This is a genomic window from Streptomyces ovatisporus, assembly GCF_042653885.1.
GTDB lineage: Bacteria > Actinomycetota > Actinomycetes > Streptomycetales > Streptomycetaceae > Streptomyces > Streptomyces ovatisporus.
The window spans coordinates 220,971-240,305 of sequence record NZ_JBHSFH010000005.1 but is presented as its reverse complement, the minus strand read 5'-3'; the positions used below and the strand labels follow the sequence as shown (position 1 = coordinate 240,305).

Annotated in this window: 15 protein-coding genes and 1 tRNA gene; 4 read left to right on the top strand and 12 right to left on the bottom strand. The window is 71.2% G+C overall.

Annotation, left to right across the window (positions count from 1 at the left end; all coding sequences use genetic code 11):
* Positions 1–157 precede the first annotated feature (157 nt).
* From ACFPA8_RS09500 to ACFPA8_RS09465, 8 genes are all read right to left on the bottom strand, one after another.
* Positions 158–230, bottom strand: a tRNA-Arg gene (locus tag ACFPA8_RS09500).
* 266 nt (positions 231–496) lie between these two features.
* On the bottom strand, positions 497–1,414 hold the full coding sequence (locus ACFPA8_RS09495) for a cobalamin-binding protein (RefSeq protein WP_386445276.1): 918 nt from the start codon (positions 1,412–1,414) through the stop codon (positions 497–499).
* A gap of 222 nt (positions 1,415–1,636) precedes the next feature.
* Complete coding sequence (gene meaB / locus ACFPA8_RS09490) at positions 1,637–2,656, bottom strand: methylmalonyl Co-A mutase-associated GTPase MeaB (protein ID WP_386445273.1); 1,020 nt, start codon at positions 2,654–2,656, stop codon at positions 1,637–1,639.
* A gap of 13 nt (positions 2,657–2,669) precedes the next feature.
* Positions 2,670–4,943: a methylmalonyl-CoA mutase gene (gene scpA, locus ACFPA8_RS09485; protein WP_386445270.1), complete on the bottom strand. Its 2,274-nt coding sequence runs from the start codon at positions 4,941–4,943 to the stop codon at positions 2,670–2,672.
* Positions 4,943–6,850: a methylmalonyl-CoA mutase family protein gene (locus tag ACFPA8_RS09480; RefSeq protein WP_386445268.1), complete on the bottom strand. Its 1,908-nt coding sequence runs from the start codon at positions 6,848–6,850 to the stop codon at positions 4,943–4,945. Before ACFPA8_RS09480 ends, scpA begins: the two co-directional genes overlap by 1 nt.
* Before the next feature lie 221 nt (positions 6,851–7,071).
* Positions 7,072–7,371, bottom strand: a complete 300-nt coding sequence (locus tag ACFPA8_RS09475) for a DUF1876 domain-containing protein (RefSeq protein WP_386445265.1) — start codon at positions 7,369–7,371, stop codon at positions 7,072–7,074.
* Between the two features lie 94 nt (positions 7,372–7,465).
* Positions 7,466–8,806: a nicotinate phosphoribosyltransferase gene (locus ACFPA8_RS09470; RefSeq protein ID WP_386445262.1), complete on the bottom strand. Its 1,341-nt coding sequence runs from the start codon at positions 8,804–8,806 to the stop codon at positions 7,466–7,468.
* A 23-nt stretch (positions 8,807–8,829) separates the two neighbouring features.
* A complete protein-coding gene (locus tag ACFPA8_RS09465) occupies positions 8,830–9,774 on the bottom strand; it encodes a universal stress protein (RefSeq protein WP_386445259.1) in 945 nt (314 codons plus the stop codon).
* A gap of 448 nt (positions 9,775–10,222) precedes the next feature.
* Between ACFPA8_RS09465 and ACFPA8_RS09460 the strand changes: the two genes are divergently transcribed.
* Positions 10,223–11,308, top strand: coding sequence for an alcohol dehydrogenase catalytic domain-containing protein (locus ACFPA8_RS09460; protein ID WP_386445256.1), 1,086 nt, complete (start codon positions 10,223–10,225; stop codon positions 11,306–11,308).
* 139 nt (positions 11,309–11,447) lie between these two features.
* On the opposite strand, the gene ACFPA8_RS09455 is transcribed toward ACFPA8_RS09460, so the two are convergent.
* Positions 11,448–11,813: a hypothetical protein gene (locus ACFPA8_RS09455; protein WP_386445253.1), complete on the bottom strand. Its 366-nt coding sequence runs from the start codon at positions 11,811–11,813 to the stop codon at positions 11,448–11,450.
* An 11-nt stretch (positions 11,814–11,824) separates the two neighbouring features.
* Positions 11,825–13,501 (bottom strand): aa3-type cytochrome oxidase subunit I, encoded by a 1,677-nt coding sequence (gene ctaD / locus ACFPA8_RS09450; RefSeq protein WP_386445250.1) that lies wholly within the window; start codon positions 13,499–13,501, stop codon positions 11,825–11,827.
* Positions 13,502–13,873: 372 nt separating this feature from the next.
* Between ctaD and ACFPA8_RS09445 the strand changes: the two genes are divergently transcribed.
* Positions 13,874–14,338 carry a DUF2267 domain-containing protein gene (locus ACFPA8_RS09445; protein ID WP_386445247.1) on the top strand — a complete coding sequence of 155 codons (465 nt, stop codon included), beginning with the start codon at positions 13,874–13,876 and terminating at the stop codon, positions 14,336–14,338.
* Between the two features lie 101 nt (positions 14,339–14,439).
* Positions 14,440–15,657, top strand: a complete 1,218-nt coding sequence (locus ACFPA8_RS09440; protein ID WP_386445244.1) for an NAD-dependent epimerase/dehydratase family protein — start codon at positions 14,440–14,442, stop codon at positions 15,655–15,657.
* A gap of 71 nt (positions 15,658–15,728) precedes the next feature.
* Here ACFPA8_RS09440 and ACFPA8_RS09435 read toward each other — a convergent pair whose 3' ends face one another.
* Positions 15,729–16,430, bottom strand: a complete 702-nt coding sequence (locus tag ACFPA8_RS09435; protein WP_386445241.1) for a CBS domain-containing protein — start codon at positions 16,428–16,430, stop codon at positions 15,729–15,731.
* A 330-nt stretch (positions 16,431–16,760) separates the two neighbouring features.
* Here ACFPA8_RS09435 and ACFPA8_RS09430 point away from each other — a divergent pair, with 330 nt between their 5' ends.
* A complete protein-coding gene (locus ACFPA8_RS09430; protein ID WP_386445238.1) occupies positions 16,761–18,494 on the top strand; it encodes a sensor histidine kinase in 1,734 nt (577 codons plus the stop codon).
* A 95-nt stretch (positions 18,495–18,589) separates the two neighbouring features.
* On the opposite strand, the gene ACFPA8_RS09425 is transcribed toward ACFPA8_RS09430, so the two are convergent.
* Complete coding sequence (locus ACFPA8_RS09425) at positions 18,590–19,297, bottom strand: response regulator (protein WP_386445236.1); 708 nt, start codon at positions 19,295–19,297, stop codon at positions 18,590–18,592.
* Positions 19,298–19,335: the final 38 nt, after the last annotated feature.

Genomic DNA, 19,335 nt, shown 5'->3' with positions numbered 1-19,335 from the left:
GCGGGGGCGGCGAGCAGCCGCCCCCGCCCGCCGTCTGCCGCGTGTGAACTCCGTACCGCCGTGCACGGGCAGAAAGGCTCAGCAACGCCATGCGCAAGCACACACGAAAGCCCGTGGCCTGCGATCAGGCCACGGGCGCCCGTGTGGATGCTGTACGTGCCCCCGGCAGGATTCGAACCTGCGACACCCGCTTTAGGAGAGCGGTGCTCTATCCCCTGAGCTACGGAGGCGGGGCCTGGCGGACGTTCGATGGCCCCCGAGGGAACGCATCGGACCGGCAAGCTCCTGGGTCGCCCCCATGAGGGCGGCCCAGGACAGGTTAGCTGATGCAGCGGGGTGGCGAGGCAAGCGGTGGTGGGCGCAGGGCGTCACCGACCGCTCCGGCGAGGCGAGGGCGCGCGGGGCCGGCGCCCGGCGAGGCCGGGCCACCCGGCCCCGCCGCCGTACGCGGCAGCGCACCGGGTGGGGAAACGAGCGCCGCCCGGTCCCGCGGAGCTCACGGCGCGAGGCGCCGGGCCTCGGCGGGGTTGATCTCGTCGCCGGCGGTGACACCGTGCAGGACGTGGGCGAGGATCTCCGCGCCGCGGACGACGCGGGGGCCGGGACGGTTGAAGTGGGCGGGGCCGTCCAGCACCCACACCTGACCTGTACGGACCGCCGGCAGCTCCGCCCAGCCGGGCAGACGTGTCAGCAACTCCCGTTCTTCCTCTGTACGTTCTGGGCTGAGGCCGCACGGCATGAGCAGTACCACTTCCGGCTGCGCGGAGCGGACCGTCTCCCAGTCGACCGGTTCCGTGTGCTCCCCGGGCTCGGCCAGCAGCGGCTCGCCGCCCGCCGCCCGGATCTGTTCCGGAACCCAGTGGCCGGCGGGCCAGAGCGGGTCCAGCCACTCGATCGCGGCCACCCTGGGACGGGGCAGACCGGCGACGGACTTCCTCACCCGTTCCAGCCGTGCACGCAGTGCCGCCGTGCGGCGCGAGCCTTCCAGCGGCACTCCGAGCTCGGCACCCACGCGCTCCACGCAGTCGAGTACGTCCGTGAGCGTGCGGGGCTCCAGGCTCAGCACCGTCGGCCCGCTCTCCAGGGAACGGACCGCGCCGGCGACGGTGCTGTAGGAGACGGCACAGACCTCGCACAGCTCCTGCGTCAGTACGACGTCCGGAGCGAGGTCGGCCAGCTTCGCCGTGTCGAGGGCGTAGAGGGAGGAGCCCGCGTGCTCGGCGCCGCCGACGGCCTCGGAGATCTCTCTGCTGCTCATGCGGTCGGCGTCGAAGCCGGCCGATGTGACGACGGGCGTGCCCTCGACGGCGCCGGGCGGCCAGTCGCACTCGTGCGTACGGCCCACCAGGGCCCCGGTCAGGCCGAGTTCGGCCACGATGTCCGTGGCGGCGGGGAGCAGCGAGACGATGCGCATGCCGGAACCGTACTGCTCACCGCGACGATCCCGTGAGGTGGCAGTGGCGCGGCTACGTCTCCGCCTGTGCAGTCGGCGACCTTGCGCGGCTCTTCGACCGCCTGCTCGACCGCTTCCTCGGCCGCCTCCTCGATCGCCCTTGTCCCTGAGGCGGTGTCGTCGAGGTGCCGGGGGAAGAACCGGCCGCCGTCGACGGGCTGTTCGGCTTCTCCCGGACCACCGTCAAGCGGGCGTACCGCCGTCGTCCGGGGTCCCCCGGAAGGTCCGCAGCAGTCGCTCCGCGGCGAGCGAAGCCGTCAACTTCCCCTCCCGCACCTGCTGTTCGAGCTCGGGGGCGAGTGCCCGGACGCCGGGGTCCTCGCGCAGGTCCGACAGGAGCTGGTCGCGGACCATGGTCCATGTCCAGTCCACCTGCTGGTCCCGCCGTTTCCGCTCCAACCCGCCGTCGGCGTCGAGGAGTTCGCGGTGGGCCCGGAGCCGCTCCCATACGGTGTCAAGCCCCTTGCCCTCGCGCGCGCTGCAGGTCAGTACGGGCGGGGTCCAGGCCGCCTCCGGAGGCTGGAGCATCCGCAGGGCGCCGGAGAGTTCCCGGGCGGCGGAGCGGGCGTCGCGTTCGTGCGGGCCGTCGGCCTTGTTGACGGCGACGACGTCCGCGAGTTCCAGCACGCCCTTCTTGATGCCCTGCAGCTGGTCGCCGGTACGGGCGAGGGTGAGGAGCAGGAAGGAGTCGACCATTCCGGCGACCGCGGTCTCCGACTGGCCGACTCCCACGGTCTCCACGAGCACCACGTCGTACCCGGCCGCCTCCATGACGACCATCGTCTCGCGCGTCGCCCGCGCCACGCCGCCCAGCGTCCCCGAGGTCGGTGAGGGCCGTACGAAGGCCGACGGGTCGACGGCCAGCCGTTCCATGCGGGTCTTGTCGCCCAGGATGGAGCCGCCCGTGCGGCTGGAGGAGGGGTCGACGGCGAGGACGGCGACGCGGTGACCGAGGCCGGTGAGCATGCTGCCCAGCGCGTCGATGAAAGTGGACTTGCCGACGCCGGGCACGCCGCTGATGCCGACCCGTACGGCGTTTCCGGAATGCGGCAGCAGACCGGTCAGCAGCTGCTGTGCGAGTGCGCGGTGAGCCGCCTTGGTGGACTCCACGAGCGTGATGGCGCGTGCGATGTGCGCGCGTGAGCCGTCGAGAACGCCCTCGGTGTAGCCCTCGATGTCGATCGTGGGTGCTTTCGGTGGCATGGGCCGCACCGGATCACAGCTCGTGGCCGAGCGAACCGGCGAGGCTCTCGAGCAGGTCGTGTGCGGCGTCGGGGATCACGGTGCCGGGCGGGAAGACGGCCGTGGCGCCCATCTCGTGGAGGGCGTCCACGTCCTGGGGCGGAATCACCCCGCCGACGACGATCATGATGTCCTCCCGTCCCGCTTCGGCCAGTTGCTCGCGCAGCGCCGGTACGAGCGTGAGGTGTCCGGCGGCCAGCGAGGACACGCCGACGATGTGCACGTCGGCCTCGACGGCCTGGCGCGCCACTTCGGCGGGTGTCTGGAAGAGGGCGCCGACGTCGACGTCGAAGCCGAGGTCGGCGAAGGCGGTGGCGATGACTTTCTGGCCGCGGTCGTGCCCGTCCTGGCCCATCTTGGCCACGAGGATCCGCGGACGCCGTCCCTCGGCCTCCTCGAACAACTCCACCAGAGCGCGGGTGCGTTCCACGCCCGGTGAGCTCCCTGCTTCGTCGCGGTACACGCCGGAGATCGTACGGATCTGCCCCGCGTGGCGCCCGTACTCCTTCTCCAGGGCGTCCGAGATCTCGCCGACGGTGGCCTTCGCGCGGGCGGCGTTCACCGCGAGCGCGAGGAGGTTGTTCTCCGGTCCGGCGGATCCGCCGCCGGACCGGTGGCCGTCGGCCGCCGCCGCGGTCAGGGCGCGCAGCGCGTCCTGGCAGGCGTCCTCGTCGCGCTCCTCGCGCAGCCGGCGGAGCTTGTCGACCTGCTGGGCGCGGACGGAGGAGTTGTCGACCTTGAGGACGTCGATCTTCTCGTCGCTCTCCACCCGGTACTTGTTGACGCCGATGAGCGCCTGCCGTCCGGAGTCGATACGGGCCTGGGTGCGGGCGGCGGCCTCCTCCACGCGGAGCTTGGGGATGCCGGCGTCGATGGCCTTCGCCATGCCGCCCGCCGCCTCGACCTCCTCGATGTGCTGCCAGGCGCGGCGCGCGAGGTCGTGGGTGAGGCGTTCGACGTACGCGCTGCCGCCCCACGGGTCGATGACGCGTCCCGTGCCCGACTCCTGCTGGAGCAGCAGCTGCGTGTTGCGGGCGATGCGCGCGGAGAAGTCCGTGGGCAGGGCGAGGGCTTCGTCGAGTGCGTTGGTGTGCAGTGACTGGGTGTGGCCCTGGGTGGCGGCCATCGCCTCGACGCAGGTGCGGGCGACGTTGTTGTAGACGTCCTGCGCGGTGAGCGACCATCCGGACGTCTGGCAATGGGTGCGCAGCGAGAGCGACTTGGGATTCTGCGGGCCGAACTTCCTGACCAGCTTGGCCCACAGCAGCCTGCCCGCGCGCAGCTTCGCGATCTCCATGAAGAAGTTCATGCCGATCGCCCAGAAGAACGACAGACGCGGTGCGAAGGCGTCGACGTCCAGTCCGGCGTCCATGCCGGCCCGCAGGTACTCGACTCCGTCGGCGAGGGTGTAGGCGAGCTCCAGGTCGGCCGTGGCTCCGGCCTCCTGGATGTGGTAGCCGGAGATGGAGATGGAGTTGTAGCGCGGCATCTTCTGCGAGGTGTACGCGAAGATGTCGGAGATGATCCGCATGGAGGGCTGCGGCGGATAGATGTAGGTGTTGCGGACCATGAACTCCTTGAGGATGTCGTTCTGGATGGTCCCGGCCAGCTTCTCGGGCGGCACGCCCTGTTCCTCGGCGGCCACGATGTACAGCGCCAGGACGGGCAGCACGGCGCCGTTCATCGTCATCGACACGCTCATCCGGTCCAGCGGGATGCCGTCGAAGAGCTGCCGCATGTCGTAGATGGAGTCGATGGCGACGCCCGCCATGCCGACGTCGCCGGTCACACGCGGGTGGTCGCTGTCGTAGCCGCGGTGGGTGGGCAGGTCGAACGCGACGGACAGGCCCTTCTGCCCGGCTGCCAGGTTGCGCCGGTAGAAGGCGTTCGACTCCTCGGCGGTGGAGAAGCCCGCGTACTGGCGGATGGTCCACGGCTGGTTGACGTACATCGTGGGGTACGGGCCCCGCAGGTACGGCGCGATGCCGGGGTAGGTCCGAAGGAAGTCGAGCCCGGCGAGGTCTCGCCGGGTGTAGAGCGGTTTGACGGCGATGCCCTCGGGGGTCTCCCACACGAGGTCGCTCTCGCTCTTGCCGGTGCTCTCCTGGACGGCCGACTGCCACTGTTCGTACGGCAGTTCACCTGTCCCGGAGCGGGCCGGGGCGTCCGCGCCCGGCCCGTCCAGAGCGATGCCGGAGAAGTCGGGGACGATGTCTCCCGCACCCGGCTGCTGTGCCGCGCCCTGCATCACGCCACTCCCAATCGGTCGAGGACGGAGGAGAGTAGGGCGACGGCGTCGCCGCCCGAGAAGACGAACTCGCCGACTCCGGCCCGCAGATACGTCTCACGTTCCGGTCCGGACGGCCGTCCCGCGAGCAGCACCGGGTCCGCGCCCGCCGAGACCAGTGCGGCGGCCACACCTTCGGCCTGCTCGGAGTAGAGCCGGTCGCTGGAGCACAGACAGGCCGCCTTCGCCCCGCTGCGCCTGAACGCCTCGGCTGCGGAGGCCTCGTCGACCGTCTCGGGATCGTGCACGGGCTCGATGCCGCCGGCCTGGAGGAGGTTGGAGACGAAGCCCACGCGTGCCGTGTGCGCGGCCGCCGGCCCGAGTGCGGCGATGAACACGCGGGGACGTGCGCCGGTGGCGGCCGAGTGCGCGTCGGAGCGGGCCCGGAGCGTCTCGAAGGCCTCGTCGCGGCGTACCTTCGGCAGCCCGCCGCCGGGTTCCCGGGGTGCGGGGGCGCGCTCGACCGGCTCCTCCGCGAGGTGGGGGAACTCGCTGACGCCGGTGACCGGTTCGCGGCGGTGCGCCAGATCGGCACTGCGCCGCTCCCACGACTGGGCGAGCCGCTCTGCGAGCAGACCGGACCGCCAAGCGGCGGCCTGGCCGCCGGCGTTCTCGATCTCCTGGAAGAACTCCCAAGCCGCGTGGGCGAGTTCGTCCGTCATCCGCTCCACGTACCAGGAGCCGCCGGCGGGGTCGATCACCTGCGCCAGGTGTGATTCCTCGAGCAGGATCGAGGAGGTGTTGCGTGCGATGCGCCGCGCGAAGGCGTCGGGCAGGCCGAGCGCCGAGTCGAAGGGGAGGACGGTCACGGCGTCTGCCCCGCCGACACCCGCGGCCAGACAGGCGACCGTCGTACGCAGCATGTTCACCCACGGGTCGCGGCGGGCCATCATCACCGGCGACGTCACGGCGTGCTGGCGTTGGGCGGCCGTGCGGGAGCCGTCCCCGCCGCCGGAACCGGCCGAGCAGACCTGGGCGACGCGGGCCCAGAGGCGGCGGGCGGCACGCAGCTTCGCGATCGTCAGGAACTGGTCCGCGGTGGCCGCGTACCTGAACTCCAGCTGTCCGCACGCCGCTTCGGCCGTGAGTCCGGCGGCGGTCATCTCGCGGAGATAGGCCACACCGGTGGCGATCGAGGCGCCCAGCTCCTGTGCGGCGGAGGCGCCCGCCTCGTGGTACGGCAGAGCGTCGACGGTCAGTGCACGCAGCCCCGGGTACTCGCCGTGGCAGGTGACGGCCAGCCGGGCGGCGCGTGCGGACTGCCCGTCGAGGTCCGACTCGTCGCCGGTACGCGCCAGCAGGGCCAGCGGATCGGCGCCGAGGTTGCCGAGCGCGGCGCGGGGCGGGATCGAGCGCTTCTCGTAGAGCCGCAGCAACTCCCGTGCTGCCGCGTCGAATTCGGCGCCCGCGTCGAGAACGACCGGGGCCAGGTCGAGGTGGACGCCGTCGAGGGCCTCCGGCAGCTGCTCGACGGGTACGCCCGCGGCACCGGCCGAGAGCCACAGCGACGTCACGCCGTTCTCGAGGTCGGCGAGCACCTCCTCGTTGCACCGGCGGGCGTCCGGCTGCCGGTGGTGCTGACGTACGTCCCACCCCGTGAGCGCGTTGCCCTCCGGCCTGCCACCGCGTACGAACGGAGGTGCACCCGGGCAGCCGGTGTCGCCGGAGAAGTCGGAGGCGGTGTACAGCGGGCGGGCGGTGAGCCCGTCCTCCAGTGCGGTGGCGAGTACGTCCTCGACCGCCGGGCCGGAAACCTCCGCGGCACCTGTCTTGCGCAGCACGCCTTCCACGAGGCGCTGCCACTCGTCGCGGCTCGCGTCGGGGAATTCGGCGGCGAGGGAGAACTCGTCGTCAGGCAGGACCGTCATGGCGCAAGGCTAGGCGAGCGCCCGCTCAGCCGGGAGCGGGTACGGATGTGACCTTGGACGCTCGGATGTGAAACGGGACGCGCGCGGGCGCGTCGGCGGGGACCGCCCGCGAGGGGGCGCGGCCCCATTCAGGGGCCCCTTTCCCGCCCCTTTCGCCCTCCGGCCGGGAGGGCACTGACGGCGGGGCGGGAAAAGGGGGTTCGGCCGAAGACGGCCGGGACTCAGAGGTCCGGGTCGGGCCAGCCGAAGGAAGCCTGCGTCCTCGCGGGCAGCGGGCCCGCGCCCACTCCCTGCAGGTCGCGGTCGGCCACTCTCATCAACTGCCGTCCCAGTTCCGCCATCGCCCGGCTCGCCGCGAGTTCGTCGCCGATCTCGGGGATGTCGACGTCCTCGGGGTTGCAGCGGGCGACTCCACGGCCGGTGAGCGTCGTCTCGCCGGTGTCCAGTACCGCGCGCGCCGTGGTGGTGCCCTCCTCCTCGAAGATGAATATCCGTACGTTCCACTCCCGGGTGGTGGCCATGGTGTCCTCCTCGGCTGATTCCGTTGTTCCGCCGGGCCCTCGGTCCGGGAGCCCGCCGGTTCCGGGGCCCCGGGCCTTGCGGCCCCGGGCCTGCCTAGGCGCTCTGCGGCGCCAGGTATTCACTCTCGATGCGGTGACGGACCCGTTCGCTCAGGTTCCTCAACTCCTCCGACTCCACGGGCCGCGGCGCCACGGGACCGTCGATCCGCCGTGCCTCCGGCGGCAGTTCCGCGAGATCCGCGGCGAACCGGTCCTGGGCCTCGCGCAGCGGGGGCGCCTCACCGACGCGCGCTCCGTCCCGCATCACGGGGCGCAGCAGCGGACGTGTCCCCGCAGGCGCCGGTTCGTCCTTGAGCGCGATCGTGTCGGCGAAGCCGTGCCGCCGGAAGATCTGTTTGGCGCCCGGGGCGGTGGCCTTCTTCGCGGACAGCTTCATCACGGGACGCCCGTCGTAGGCGACCATCTTGTAGGCCGAGTCCAGGTAGGGGGCGTCCGCGGAGACGCCGACCTTCGTGCCGACGGCATAGACGTCGACGGGTGCGCCGTCCCGTACGAGACGCTCCACACGCACCTCGTCGAGGCCGCCGCTGGCGACGATCTGCACCTCGGGCAGCCCGGCGGCGTCCAGGACGGCGCGCGCCGTGACAGCCAGCGCGCCCAGATCGCCGCTGTCCAGCCGTATCGCCGAACCGGGGCCCAGGCCGAGGGACTTGAGCACCCGCGCCGCCGTACGCACGCCCTGCTCCGTGTCGTAGGTGTCCACCAGATAGGTGACGGGCCCGGGGTGCGTACGGGAGAAGGCACGGAAGGCCGTCTCCTCGGAACCGAACGCCTCGATGTACGAGTGGGCCATCGTGCCGACGGCGGGCAGACCGAGCGAGGTCGCCGCCGCCACGTTGCTCGTCCCGGCGAAGCCCACGAGAGCCCCCAGCCGGGCGGCCTCGTAGCCGGCGGCCGGCCCGTGCGTACGGCGGAGGGAGAAGTCGACGAGGGGGTGTCCGGCTGCGGCGATCACGCAGCGCGCCGATTTCGACGCGACCGCCGTCTGGTGACTGACCAGGTTCAGCACGTACGTCTCGACGAGCTGGGCGACCGGCAGGGGCGCGGTGACCTCCAGCAGCGGTTCGCCCGCGAAGACCAGGCTGCCCTCCGGGACCGCCCGTACCTCCCCGCGGAAGGCGGTGCCGAGCAGCGGCACCAGGTCGCGGGTCGGCCGGTCCAGCGCGGCTGCGAACGCGCCGATGTCGTCGGGGCCGATGCGGAAGCCGGCGAGGTGGTCCAGGACGGATTCGAGTCCCGCTGCCACCAGGAAGCCGCGCTCCGGGGGCAGGTCGCGGGCGAAGAGGCTGAAGGTGGCGGGCCCGGTCATTCCCTCGCGCACGTACGACATGGCCATCGTCAGCTCGTACAGGTCAGTGGTCCTGGCATCGGACATCTCCAGGCACCTCCGGGGGCGGGTCAGTCGTACGGGACGATGGCGAGAGGAGCGCGGGCGTGGTGCATGACGGCGTGCGTGACGGGGCCCAGGTGCGTACCGATCCGCGAGCGCCGGTTGCGCCGTCCGACGATCAGCATCGACGCCTGTGTGGCCGCCTCCACGAGCAGGTGTGCGGGCTGCTCGACCAGGGCCTCGGCGTGCACCTTGATGTCGGGATGCCGCTCCGTCCACGGGCGGAGGGCGGCTGCCAGCGCGTCGTTCTGCGCGGTGAGCAGTTCGCCGTGCATGCCGGGGGGTATCGGAGTGGGCCGCATGGAGCGGCGTCCGCCCAGGTTCCACGCGTTCAGCACCCGCAGGGGGACGGAGCGCCGGGCAGCGGACCCGAAGGCGAAGGCGAGGAGTTCGTCGCACGGACGCTGCAGATCCACGCCCAGCACGATCTCGCCCGTCTCTGCCTCCGTCTCCGGCGGAGGGAACGCCGAGGCGAAGGCTTCTGCGGAAGTCCTGCCATGGCTGCCGTCGTGGTCACCGGCGCCGTGGTCGTCACCGGGCCGGGCACGTACCAGTACGACGGGGCACGCGGAGTGTGCGACGGTCGGCAGCGCGGCGGACCCGACGATGAAGCCCAGCAGGGAACTCAGGCCACTGGAACCGAGGACGAGCAGGTCGGTCTCGGCGGAGACGTCGGCGAGCACATGGGAGGGCCGCCCGCTGGCCGTCTCGACCGTCACGTTCAACTCCGGGTGGCGGCGGTGGAGTTCGTCGAGCAGCTCGTTGACGAGGTGCTGCGCCCACTCGCGCTCGACCTCGTCGTCGGCGATGGGGGAGTAGGGATAGACGCCGGTCTCCCGGACCTGGAGCAGCTGCAGCGTCACGCCGCGTACCAGCGCTTCGCGGGCGGCCCAGTCGACGGCGCTGTGGCTCTCGCGTGTGCCGTCCACTCCGACAGTCACGGACTCGGACATCGCGCCTCCCTCCGGCTTCCCGCAGCCGTCGCAAGCGTCACGGCAAGCGCTGCGCGTCCCCAGATGTCTCACTGTCAGCATGGCCGCCGCAGCGCTGCGCCGACCAGGGCCGCAAGGGCCCGGAGGCGGGCCGAACGTCCCCGGTACGCGGGGGCTTCCGGCGGACGGGCCCCGCAGGCCGCAGGCGGGGGCCGAGTGGCCCATGCACGCGTGGGGTTCGCACGTCCACGCTGGAGCCAGGGCGTCCGAGTGCACCGTCGGCCGGAGTGCACGGCCCGGGCGCACGGCCTGAGCGGCGGAGTGGGTGAGGCCAGCGAGCAGGCGGGGGAACGGCGACCGGCGAACCGGCAAGCGGCAATCGGAAACCGGCAATCGGCGAACCGGCAAGCAGCAACCGGCAAGCGTCGACCGGGAAGCAGCAAGCGGCACACTACGGGAGGAGAGAGCCATGAAGGGGTTCGTCTTCCATGGCCCCGGCACGTCCGCGTGGGAGGACGTCGCCGAGCCCGACCTGAAGGATCCCGCGGATGTCGTCGTCCGGGTGGAGACCACCAGCATCTGCGGTACCGACCTGCACATCCTCCAGGGGGACGTCCCGGAGGTGGCGGCGGGGACGGTACTCGGCCACGAGGCCGTGGGGGAGATCGTCGAGACGGGACGGGAAGTGCGTACGGTCCGCCCCGGTGACCGTGTGCTCGTCTCCTGCATCTCGGCGTGCGGACGCTGCCGGTACTGCCGGGAAGGCACCTACGGACAGTGCCGCGGCGGTGGTGGCTGGCTGCTGGGAAACCGCATCGACGGTGCACAGGCCGAATACGTACGGGTGCCTTTCGCCGACCACTCGGTGCATCTTCTGCCCGGTGCCGTCGACAGTCAGGACGCGGTGCTGTTCGCCGACACCTTCCCCACGGGTTACGAGGTCGGGGTCCTGAACGGTTCGGTGCGTCCCGGCGACACGGTCGCTGTGGTGGGCGCCGGGCCCGTCGGGCTCGCGGCCATCGTCACCGCTCGGCTGTACTCCCCGGACCGGATCATCGCCGTGGACCGGCTGCCCGGCCGGCTGGAGTCGGCAGCCCGGTTCGGTGCCGACGCGCGGGTGCTCGCGTCCGACGAACCCGAGCAGCTCGTCGAGGACCTCACGGACGGCCTCGGAGCCGACGTGACGATCGAGGCGGTGGGCATCCCGGAGACGTTCGAGATGTGCACGCGCATGGTCCGCCCCGGGGGACACGTCGCCAACGTGGGAGTGCACGGCAAGCCGGCGGCGCTCCACCTGGAGGACCTGTGGCTCAAGGACCTGACGATCCGGACCGGACTCGTCGACACCTCCTCGGTGCCCATGCTGCTGAGCATGCTCAACGCGGGGAGGCTGACGACGTCGCCGATGATCACGCACGTCTTCGAACTGGAAGCGATGGAGGAGGCGTACGAGGTCTTCGCGGGCGCGGAGGACACCGGCGCACTGAAGATCGCGCTCAGGGGCCCGCAGGTCTACCGGGCCGACAGGTCGTCCCTGGTGGCCACGGCGGGCTGATCGGACGCTCCGGGCACGCCGGTCGCGTCGGGGGAGCCACCCCCGACGCGACCGGGGGCAACGTTGCAGCAGCCGGCGATACGGGTCGGGCGGCTGCCGCTTCCGGCGCCGGGGAGCGCAGCCCGGAGCACCGCTCCTCTCAGCGGCGGACGAGGAGCAGCACCGCAGGTGCCATGACGCACGCGGCGAAACCGGCCAGCAGCGCCACGGTCACCCGGTGCAGGAGCCGGCCGCGCAGTTGCTCGTAGCGCTCCGTGTACTCCTGCCGGAGCTCCCCGCACCGTTGCACCGTTGCCTCAAGTACGCGCCGAGTGAGCGCCATCCGTTCGGCGGTGTAGAGCTCCACGACCTCGTCGTACTGGGCGGATGTCAGCCACGGCAGCCGGTCTGCGAACGCTTCGGCCTCGGCACGCGCGTTCTGCCGGTACGTCTGACTCAGGAGGTAGCCCTCGAGCTGGGCGATGCCCCGGGCTGTCTCGTCCCGGCCGGTGACGGATCGCGGCATCGGCCGTGCCGTCAGCTCTCACGCGGCGGATTGACCACCGCGGGCGGTTCGAGCGACGCCTGTTCGGGATGGTGCAGGTCGAAGGCGGGGGACTCGGAACGGATGCGGGGCAGGGTGAGGAAGTTGTGCCGGGGAGGGGGGCAGGACGTCGCCCACTCAAGGGAACGGCCGTATCCCCACGGGTCGTCCACAGTGACCTTCTCGCCGGACACGGCTGTCTTCCACACGTTGTAGAGGAACGGCAGGGTCGAGAGGCCGAGCACGAAGGCGCCGATGGTCGAGACGGTGTTGAGGGCGGTGTATCCGTCGCGGGCGAGGTAGTCCGCGTACCGGCGTGGCATTCCTTCGGCGCCGAGCCAGTGGTGGATGAGGAACGTCGTGTGGAAACCGATGAAGAGGGTCCAGAAATGGATCTTGCCGAGTGTCTCGTCGAGCATCCGCCCCGTGAACTTCGGCCACCAGAAGTAGAAGCCCGCGAACATCGCGAAGACGACCGTCCCGAAGACCACGTAGTGGAAGTGGGCCACGACGAAATAGCTGTCGGTGACGTGGAAGTCCATCGGCGGAGACGCCAGCAGCACGCCGGTCAGACCTCCGAAGAGGAAGGTCACGAGGAAGCCGACGCTCCACAGCATCGGCGTCTCGAACGACAGCGAACCTCTCCACATGGTGCCGATCCAGTTGAAGAACTTCACGCCCGTGGGGACCGCGATGAGGAACGACATGAAGGAGAAGAACGGCAGCAGCACCGCTCCGGTCGCGAACATGTGGTGGGCCCAGACCGTGACCGACAGTCCCGTGATGGCGATGGTGGCGCCCACCAGCCCGACGTAGCCGAACGTGGGCTTGCGGCTGAAGACAGGGAAGATCTCCGTCACCACGCCGAAGAACGGCAGCGCGATGATGTAGACCTCGGGGTGCCCGAAGAACCAGAACAGGTGCTGCCACAGCAGCGGTCCGCCGTTGGCCGCGTCGTAGACGTGTGCGCCGAATTTGCGGTCCGCCTCCAGTGCGAAGAGCGCCGCTGCGAGCACGGGGAACGCCAGCAGCACGAGCACGCTCGTCAGCAGCACGTTCCAGGTGAAGATCGGCATGCGGAACATCGTCATGCCCGGGGCGCGCATGCAGATGATCGTGGTGATGAAGTTGACCGCGCCGAGGATGGTGCCGAACCCGGAGAGCGCCAGCCCCATCACCCACAGATCCCCGCCGATGTAGGGGGTGTGCTCACCGTCGGAGAGCGGCGTGTAAGCGAACCAGCCGAAGTCGGCGGCTCCCTGCGGGGTGAGGAAACCGGCCACCGCGATCAGACCGCCGAAGAGGTACAGCCAGTACGACAGCATGTTCAGGCGGGGGAACGCCACATCGGGCGAGCCGATCTGCAGCGGCATGATCGCGTTGGCGAAACCGGCGAACAGCGGGGTCGCGAAGAACAGCATCATGATGGTGCCGTGCATCGTGAACGCCTGGTTGTACTGCTCGGCGGAGATCAACTGCATGCCCGGACGGGCGAGTTCGGCCCTCATGAGCAGTGCGAGGAGCCCTCCGAGGAGGAAGAAGACGAAGCCGCTCACCATGTACAGCGAGCCGATCTTCTTGTGATCGGTGGTGGTCAGCCACGAAACCGCCACGACACCTGGTGTGCGTTCACGGGCCCGCTCCCGTGGCGGCTCGGTCAGCACTGACATGTTGGGCCCCTTTGCTTGCGCCTTCGTGCGTCTTCGTCCGCCGCAACCCGTACGACTGCGGGGGAACTTGTGATGCCGGTTTCACGACGTTCGTACCTTCCGTTCCTCCGGAATGGAGTACTTCACCCATACGTGGGCCGTGCGCGGCGGACATTGATCGGCGGGCGAGGGCGGTGCTCCGGTCCGTCACGCTCCGGTCGACACGGGGGGCACGGGCGGCGCGGGGGGCATGGGCGGCGCGGACGGTGGCACGGGCGTGACCGGGGACGGAGCTGCGCCGCGGATGCCCGCGTGGCGGCCGGCGCGAGGGCGCGGGTGTCGGAGCGCCGTGAACGGTCACCCGGGGGGAGCGGATGAAGCGGACCCGAAGGGGTGGCAGAACCGATGCGCTACGAGGAGTTCACCGGACAGGTGCAGGCGCGTGCCGGGCTGGGAAGCCGGCAGGCGGCCGAAGCAGCCGTGCGCGCCACTCTGGAGACCGTCGCGGAACGTGTGCCCGACGGCCTGGCCGATCACCTGGCCGCGCAGCTCCCGCACGAGGCGGCGCAGCCGCTGCGGCGTGCGGTCGCCGAGCACGAGGCGTCGCCGCACCAGCGCGCGGAGGCACGGGTGCGGGGTGAGCCGTTCGACTTGCCCGTCTTCGCGGGACGCGTGGCGTGGCGGGCGGAGACGTCCGAGCAGGACGCCCTGATACGGGCAGCGGCCGTCCTCGATGTCCTGGACGCGGCTGTGGCTCCCGAACTCATGCAGAAGCTGGAGTCCGCACTCCCGCCGGACATCCGGGACGTCCTGCCCTCCGGCCGTGCCCGTGCGCCGGGCGACGCGGCCGGACAGTGAGCCGCGCGGCGCGCAGGCAGGCGAGGCAGGTCAGGCAGGTGGCAGGTGGCAGGTGACCGATGCGGGGCAGTAGTCGGCCCGGCGGAGAGAAGGAGACGCACATGACCCCTGGGACTTCCGCGGACGGCAGAGCGACTGAGGGCAGCGGCGGATCCGCTGCTGGCGGCACGAGCGGCGGCGGACTGCGCATCGTCGTGGTCGGCGCCACGGGCAACGTCGGGACGAGCGTGGTGAAGGCGCTGTCCGACGACCCGCATGTCGGATCGGTCCTCGGCATCGCACGGCGCCTTCCGGGCTGGTCGCCGCCGAAGACGGACTGGGCGTCCGTGGACATCGGCGGGCCGCACGACGGAGCCGGAGGCGGTGGCGCGGGGGCCGCCGGGGCGAGCGAGGCCGGGCTCGCCCCCGGGCCCGGGGACGAGGCGAAGGACGATCTCGTCCGCCTCTTCAAGGGCGCCGACGCGGTCGTGCATCTCGCGTGGCTGTTCCAGCCGACGCACCGTCCTTTGATCACGTGGCGCACCAACGTGCTCGGCAGTCTCAGGGTCTTCCAGGCGGTGGCGGACGCCGGGGTCCCCGCGCTGGTCCACGCCTCTTCCGTGGGCGCGTACGCGCCGGGCCCGAAGGACCGCCAGGTCGACGAGAGCTGGCCCACGCACGGCTGGCCGGAAGCGGCGTACTGCCGTGAGAAGTCGTATCTGGAGCGTGTTCTCGACAGCTACGAGCGCGAGCACCCCGGCATCCGTGTCGTGCGCATGAGGCCCGGCTTCCTGTTCAAGAAGGAGGCGGCGAGCGAGCAGCGGAGGCTGTTCGCGGGACCGTTCGTGCCGCAGCGGCTGGTCCGCCCGGGAGTGCTGCCGGTCGTTCCGGACCTGCCGGGTCTGCGCTTTCAGACGATGCACACCGACGACGCCGCCGAGGCCTACCGGCTGGCCGCCACGGGGAGTGGACGCGGCGCCTACAACCTCGCGGCCGAACCGGTCGTCGACGCCGATCTGCTCGCCCGGCTGCTGGGCGCCAGGGTGGTACGGATGCCGTTGCGTCCCGTGCGCACAGCTCTCGCCGCGGGGTGGCACTCGCATCTGCTGCCCGCGTCGCCCCAGCTGTTCGACGCGGTGCTGCGGCTGCCGCTGATGGACTCCGGCAAGGCCCGGGAGGAGCTGGGCTGGTCACCCAGGTGGACGTCGGAGGAAGCAGTGGCCGAGTTCCTGCACGGCCTGCGGACCGTCGCCGGAATGGACACCCCCACGCTGGCCCGGCGCATGCCGGGGGGCGGCCGGTTGCGCGAATTGCGCACGGGCGTGGGCGAGCACCCCTGACCGGGCGCTGACCGGGCGCCTGACCCAGCCGATGGCCCGGCGACTGACCCAGCCGATCCCCCGGCGCCCGGTCAGCGCCGAGCCGCCGTCTGGATCGCCGAACGGTCGGACGGGGCGTCGGTGAAGTAGGCGAGGTGGTTGCGTACCTCGACCACGCCGGCCACTCCCCGGGTGAGCCTTTCCACGACGGGCAGCAGATCCCGGTGAGCGACGATCCCCTGCAGTGTCACCCGTCCGTCCGTCACCGTGACTCTCACCTGTGACGGACCGAGACCGAGGGTGTCTTCGAGAACCTCGGTCACGATCTCCGTCCGTACGTCTTCGTCCTCGCGCAGGAAGAAGCGCAGGATGTCGGTCCTGCTCAGGAAGCCCACGAGCTGTTCGGCCGTGTCGACGACCGGGAGACGTCCGACCCGGCGTCGTTCCATCGTGCGTACTGCCTCCGGCAGGGACGACGTGCGCAGTGCCGTCACCGCGGGGCTCGTCATGACATCGCCGGCGGTCGGAGCGGCGCGACCCTGCTGACCTGCTCCGGCGAAGCCGCCCGGGGGCGACCGCAGTGCCGACGGCGCGCGGGTACCGAGGGGCCGGCCTCCGCCGTACCGCAGGTCGCGCTGTGAGACGACGCCCACCGGGTGCCCCTCCTCGTCGACCACAGCGACGGCGTGGATCCCGTGGTCGGCGATCAGCGCGGCGACCTCCTCCAGGCCGGTGTCACGCCGCACCCCGATGCCCGGAGCGGTCATCAGGTCAACGACGCTGCTGTACGGCATCGGCTCCACCTCCCTCACCGGTTCCGGTCCGTGCGGGTGCCGGGGGCCGGGGCCGGGATCTCCCTCAAGTCTCGTCACGGGCGGCGGTCCCGCGGCAGGGGCGAACGACACGGAACGTGCGGCTGTTGGTCCCGTCCTCGCGGGACCGGCCGCATGCTCGTGCTGTCCGACCGGTCCGTGGCGGTCGGCAACGGCATGAGAAGGGCCCCCGGCCCGTCCGGAGCCCTTCCCATGCCGTTGCGCGGGCTCGCGGCTACTGTGTGGACAAAAGAACCGAAACCGATAATCACCGGTAGTTCTTCCCAAGCCTCCCGTTCCGGGCGGAGGTCGATGAGCGCTGTGCAGTACCAAGACGACGGATCCACCGGCCACCTGCCCCGTATGCAGCTCGACGACCTGCTGGAGGAGCTGCAGGTACGGATCGACGCCGTGCGCGGCACGCGCGACCGCATCCACAGCCTCCTCGAAGCAGTGCTCTCGGTGGGGCGGGAACTGGAGCTCTCCCAGGTGCTGCAGCGCATCGCAGAAGCGGCCGTGCTGCTCGTCGACGCCGAGTACGGCGCGCTCGGAGTGATCGCAGAGGACGGCACGCTCGCCCAGTTCATCCCCGTCGGCGTGACCGACCAGCAGGCCCAGGCCATCGGTCCGCTGCCCACAGGTCACGGACTGCTCGGCGAACTCATCCGGAACCCGATGCCCCTGCGGCTGCCCGACCTCGCCCAGCACCCGTCCTCGCAGGGATTTCCCCCGCACCATCCTCCGATGCGCTCCTTCCTCGGGGTCCCGATCCGCGTACGCGACGAGGTGTTCGGCAACCTCTATCTGGCGGAGAAGCGCGACAGCAAGGAGTTCGACAGCGAGGACGAGACCGTGCTGTCGACGCTCGCCGCGGCGGCCGGAGTCGCCATCGAGAACGCGAGGCTGTACGAGGAGGCCAACTACCGGCAGCGGTGGATGGAGGCGAATGCGGAGGTCACGCGTGCCTTGCTCTCCGGTGTCGGTGAGAGGCGGGTTCTCGGGCTGATCGTCGAACTGGCGCGCAACATCCTCTCCGCCGACCTGGGCGTGCTGGCCCTGCCCGAGGAGAACGGCGCGGCGCTGAGAGTCGCCGTCGCCTCCGGCACCGACGCCGAGGCCCACCGGGGACTGCTGCTGCCCAGGGAGGGATCGTTCGCGGGCGCCGCGGTCGACGCGGGGGAGGTCACCACGAGCGTGGACGTCGAGCACGATCCCCGCATCACCGCGGGTCCGCCACGCTGGGCAGGTCTGGGGCCGGCAGTGGCAGTGCCGATGATCGCCGAGGACGCCTCCCGTGGGGTGCTGCTGCTCGCACGCTCCAAACCGCGCCAGCCCTTCGCCGACACCCAGACCGCGCCGCTGAGCGCCTTCGCGGGGCAGGCGGCGGTCGCCATGGAACTGGCGGAACGACGGCGGGACGCCGAACAGATCGCCTTGTTCGAGGACCGCGACCGCATCGCACGCGACCTGCACGACCTGGCGATCCAGCGGCTGTTCGCCACCGGGATGACCCTGCAGAGCGCGATGCGGTTCGTCGATCACCCCAAGGCGGGTGAGCGGCTGATGCGGGCCGTCGACGACCTCGACGCCACCATCAAGATCATCCGGTCCACCATCTTCGGACTGCGGGCACACGACACGGAGCCGGGCGGGGAGGGACTGCGCAGCCGCCTCACGGACGCGGTGCAGGACGTCGCACCCGCTCTGGGGTTCACGCCCGCGCTGCGCATGGAGGGGCTGCTCGAAACAGAGGTCCCCTCGGAGATCGCCGATCAGGCCGTCGCCGTACTGCGGGAAGCCCTGTCCAACGCGGCGCGGCATTCCGGAGCGGGTGCGGTCCAGGTGGCGGCGGAGGCGACGGGGGACGCGTTCCGCCTGTCGGTCGAGGACGACGGCGTGGGGGTTCCCGCCGGGGCGCGGCGCAGCGGCCTGCACAACCTCGCAGAACGAGCCGAGGGGCTGGGCGGCGAGCTGCACATGGAGACGCCGGAGGCAGGCGGCACCCGGCTGCTGTGGCGGGTGCCGCTGCACAGGTCGACTGGCTGAGCCTCTGAGCCGCGTCCGAACAGGCTTGCAGGTTCAGTGGCCGAACCACTGGGCCACGATCGTGCAGCCGGGCGCCCGCCGTCGTGCACCGGGCCTCAGCGCGGATGGTGCAGCCGGGCTTCCTCCTGCGCGTGAGCCTGAGTGGCCAGTACGGCAGCCTGTACGCGCCGTTCGACGCCCAGCTTCGCCAGCAGCCGCGAGATGTGGTTCTTGACGGTCTTCTCCGACAGATAGAGCTGCTTGCCGATCTCCTGGTTCGTCATCCCCTCACCGATGAGCGCGAGGATGTCGCGCTCGCGCGGGGACAGATCCGCGAAGGCGACAGGTCCCTGTTCGTCCTTGTGCGCGTCCGGGCCGCGGAGACTGCCCATCAGCCGTGCCGTCGTGGCGGGGTCGAGCATGGACTGCCCCGCCGCCACTGTCCGTACGGCGGAGATCAGGTCGGAGCCCTTGATCTGCTTGAGCACGTATCCCGACGCGCCCGCCATGATCGCGTCGAGCAGCGCGTCGTCGTCGTCGAAGGAGGTGAGCATCAGGCACGCCAGGTCCGGCATCTGGGAGCGCAGCTCCCTGCAGACGGCGACGCCGTCGCCGTCGGGCAGACGTACGTCGAGGACCGCGACGTGCGGTCGCAGCGCGGGCCCACGAGTGAGGGCCTGTTCGGCTGTCGCCGCTTCGCCGACGACGTCGATGTCCGCCTCCGACTCCAGCAGGTCGTGCACTCCGCGCCGTACCACCTCGTGATCGTCCAGCAGCAGGACTCTGATGGGGTTCTGCTCGGAGAACGTGCGCAGATCGCTCATGTCGGCCCTCGTGATTCCGCTTGTGTTCACCCGTCACA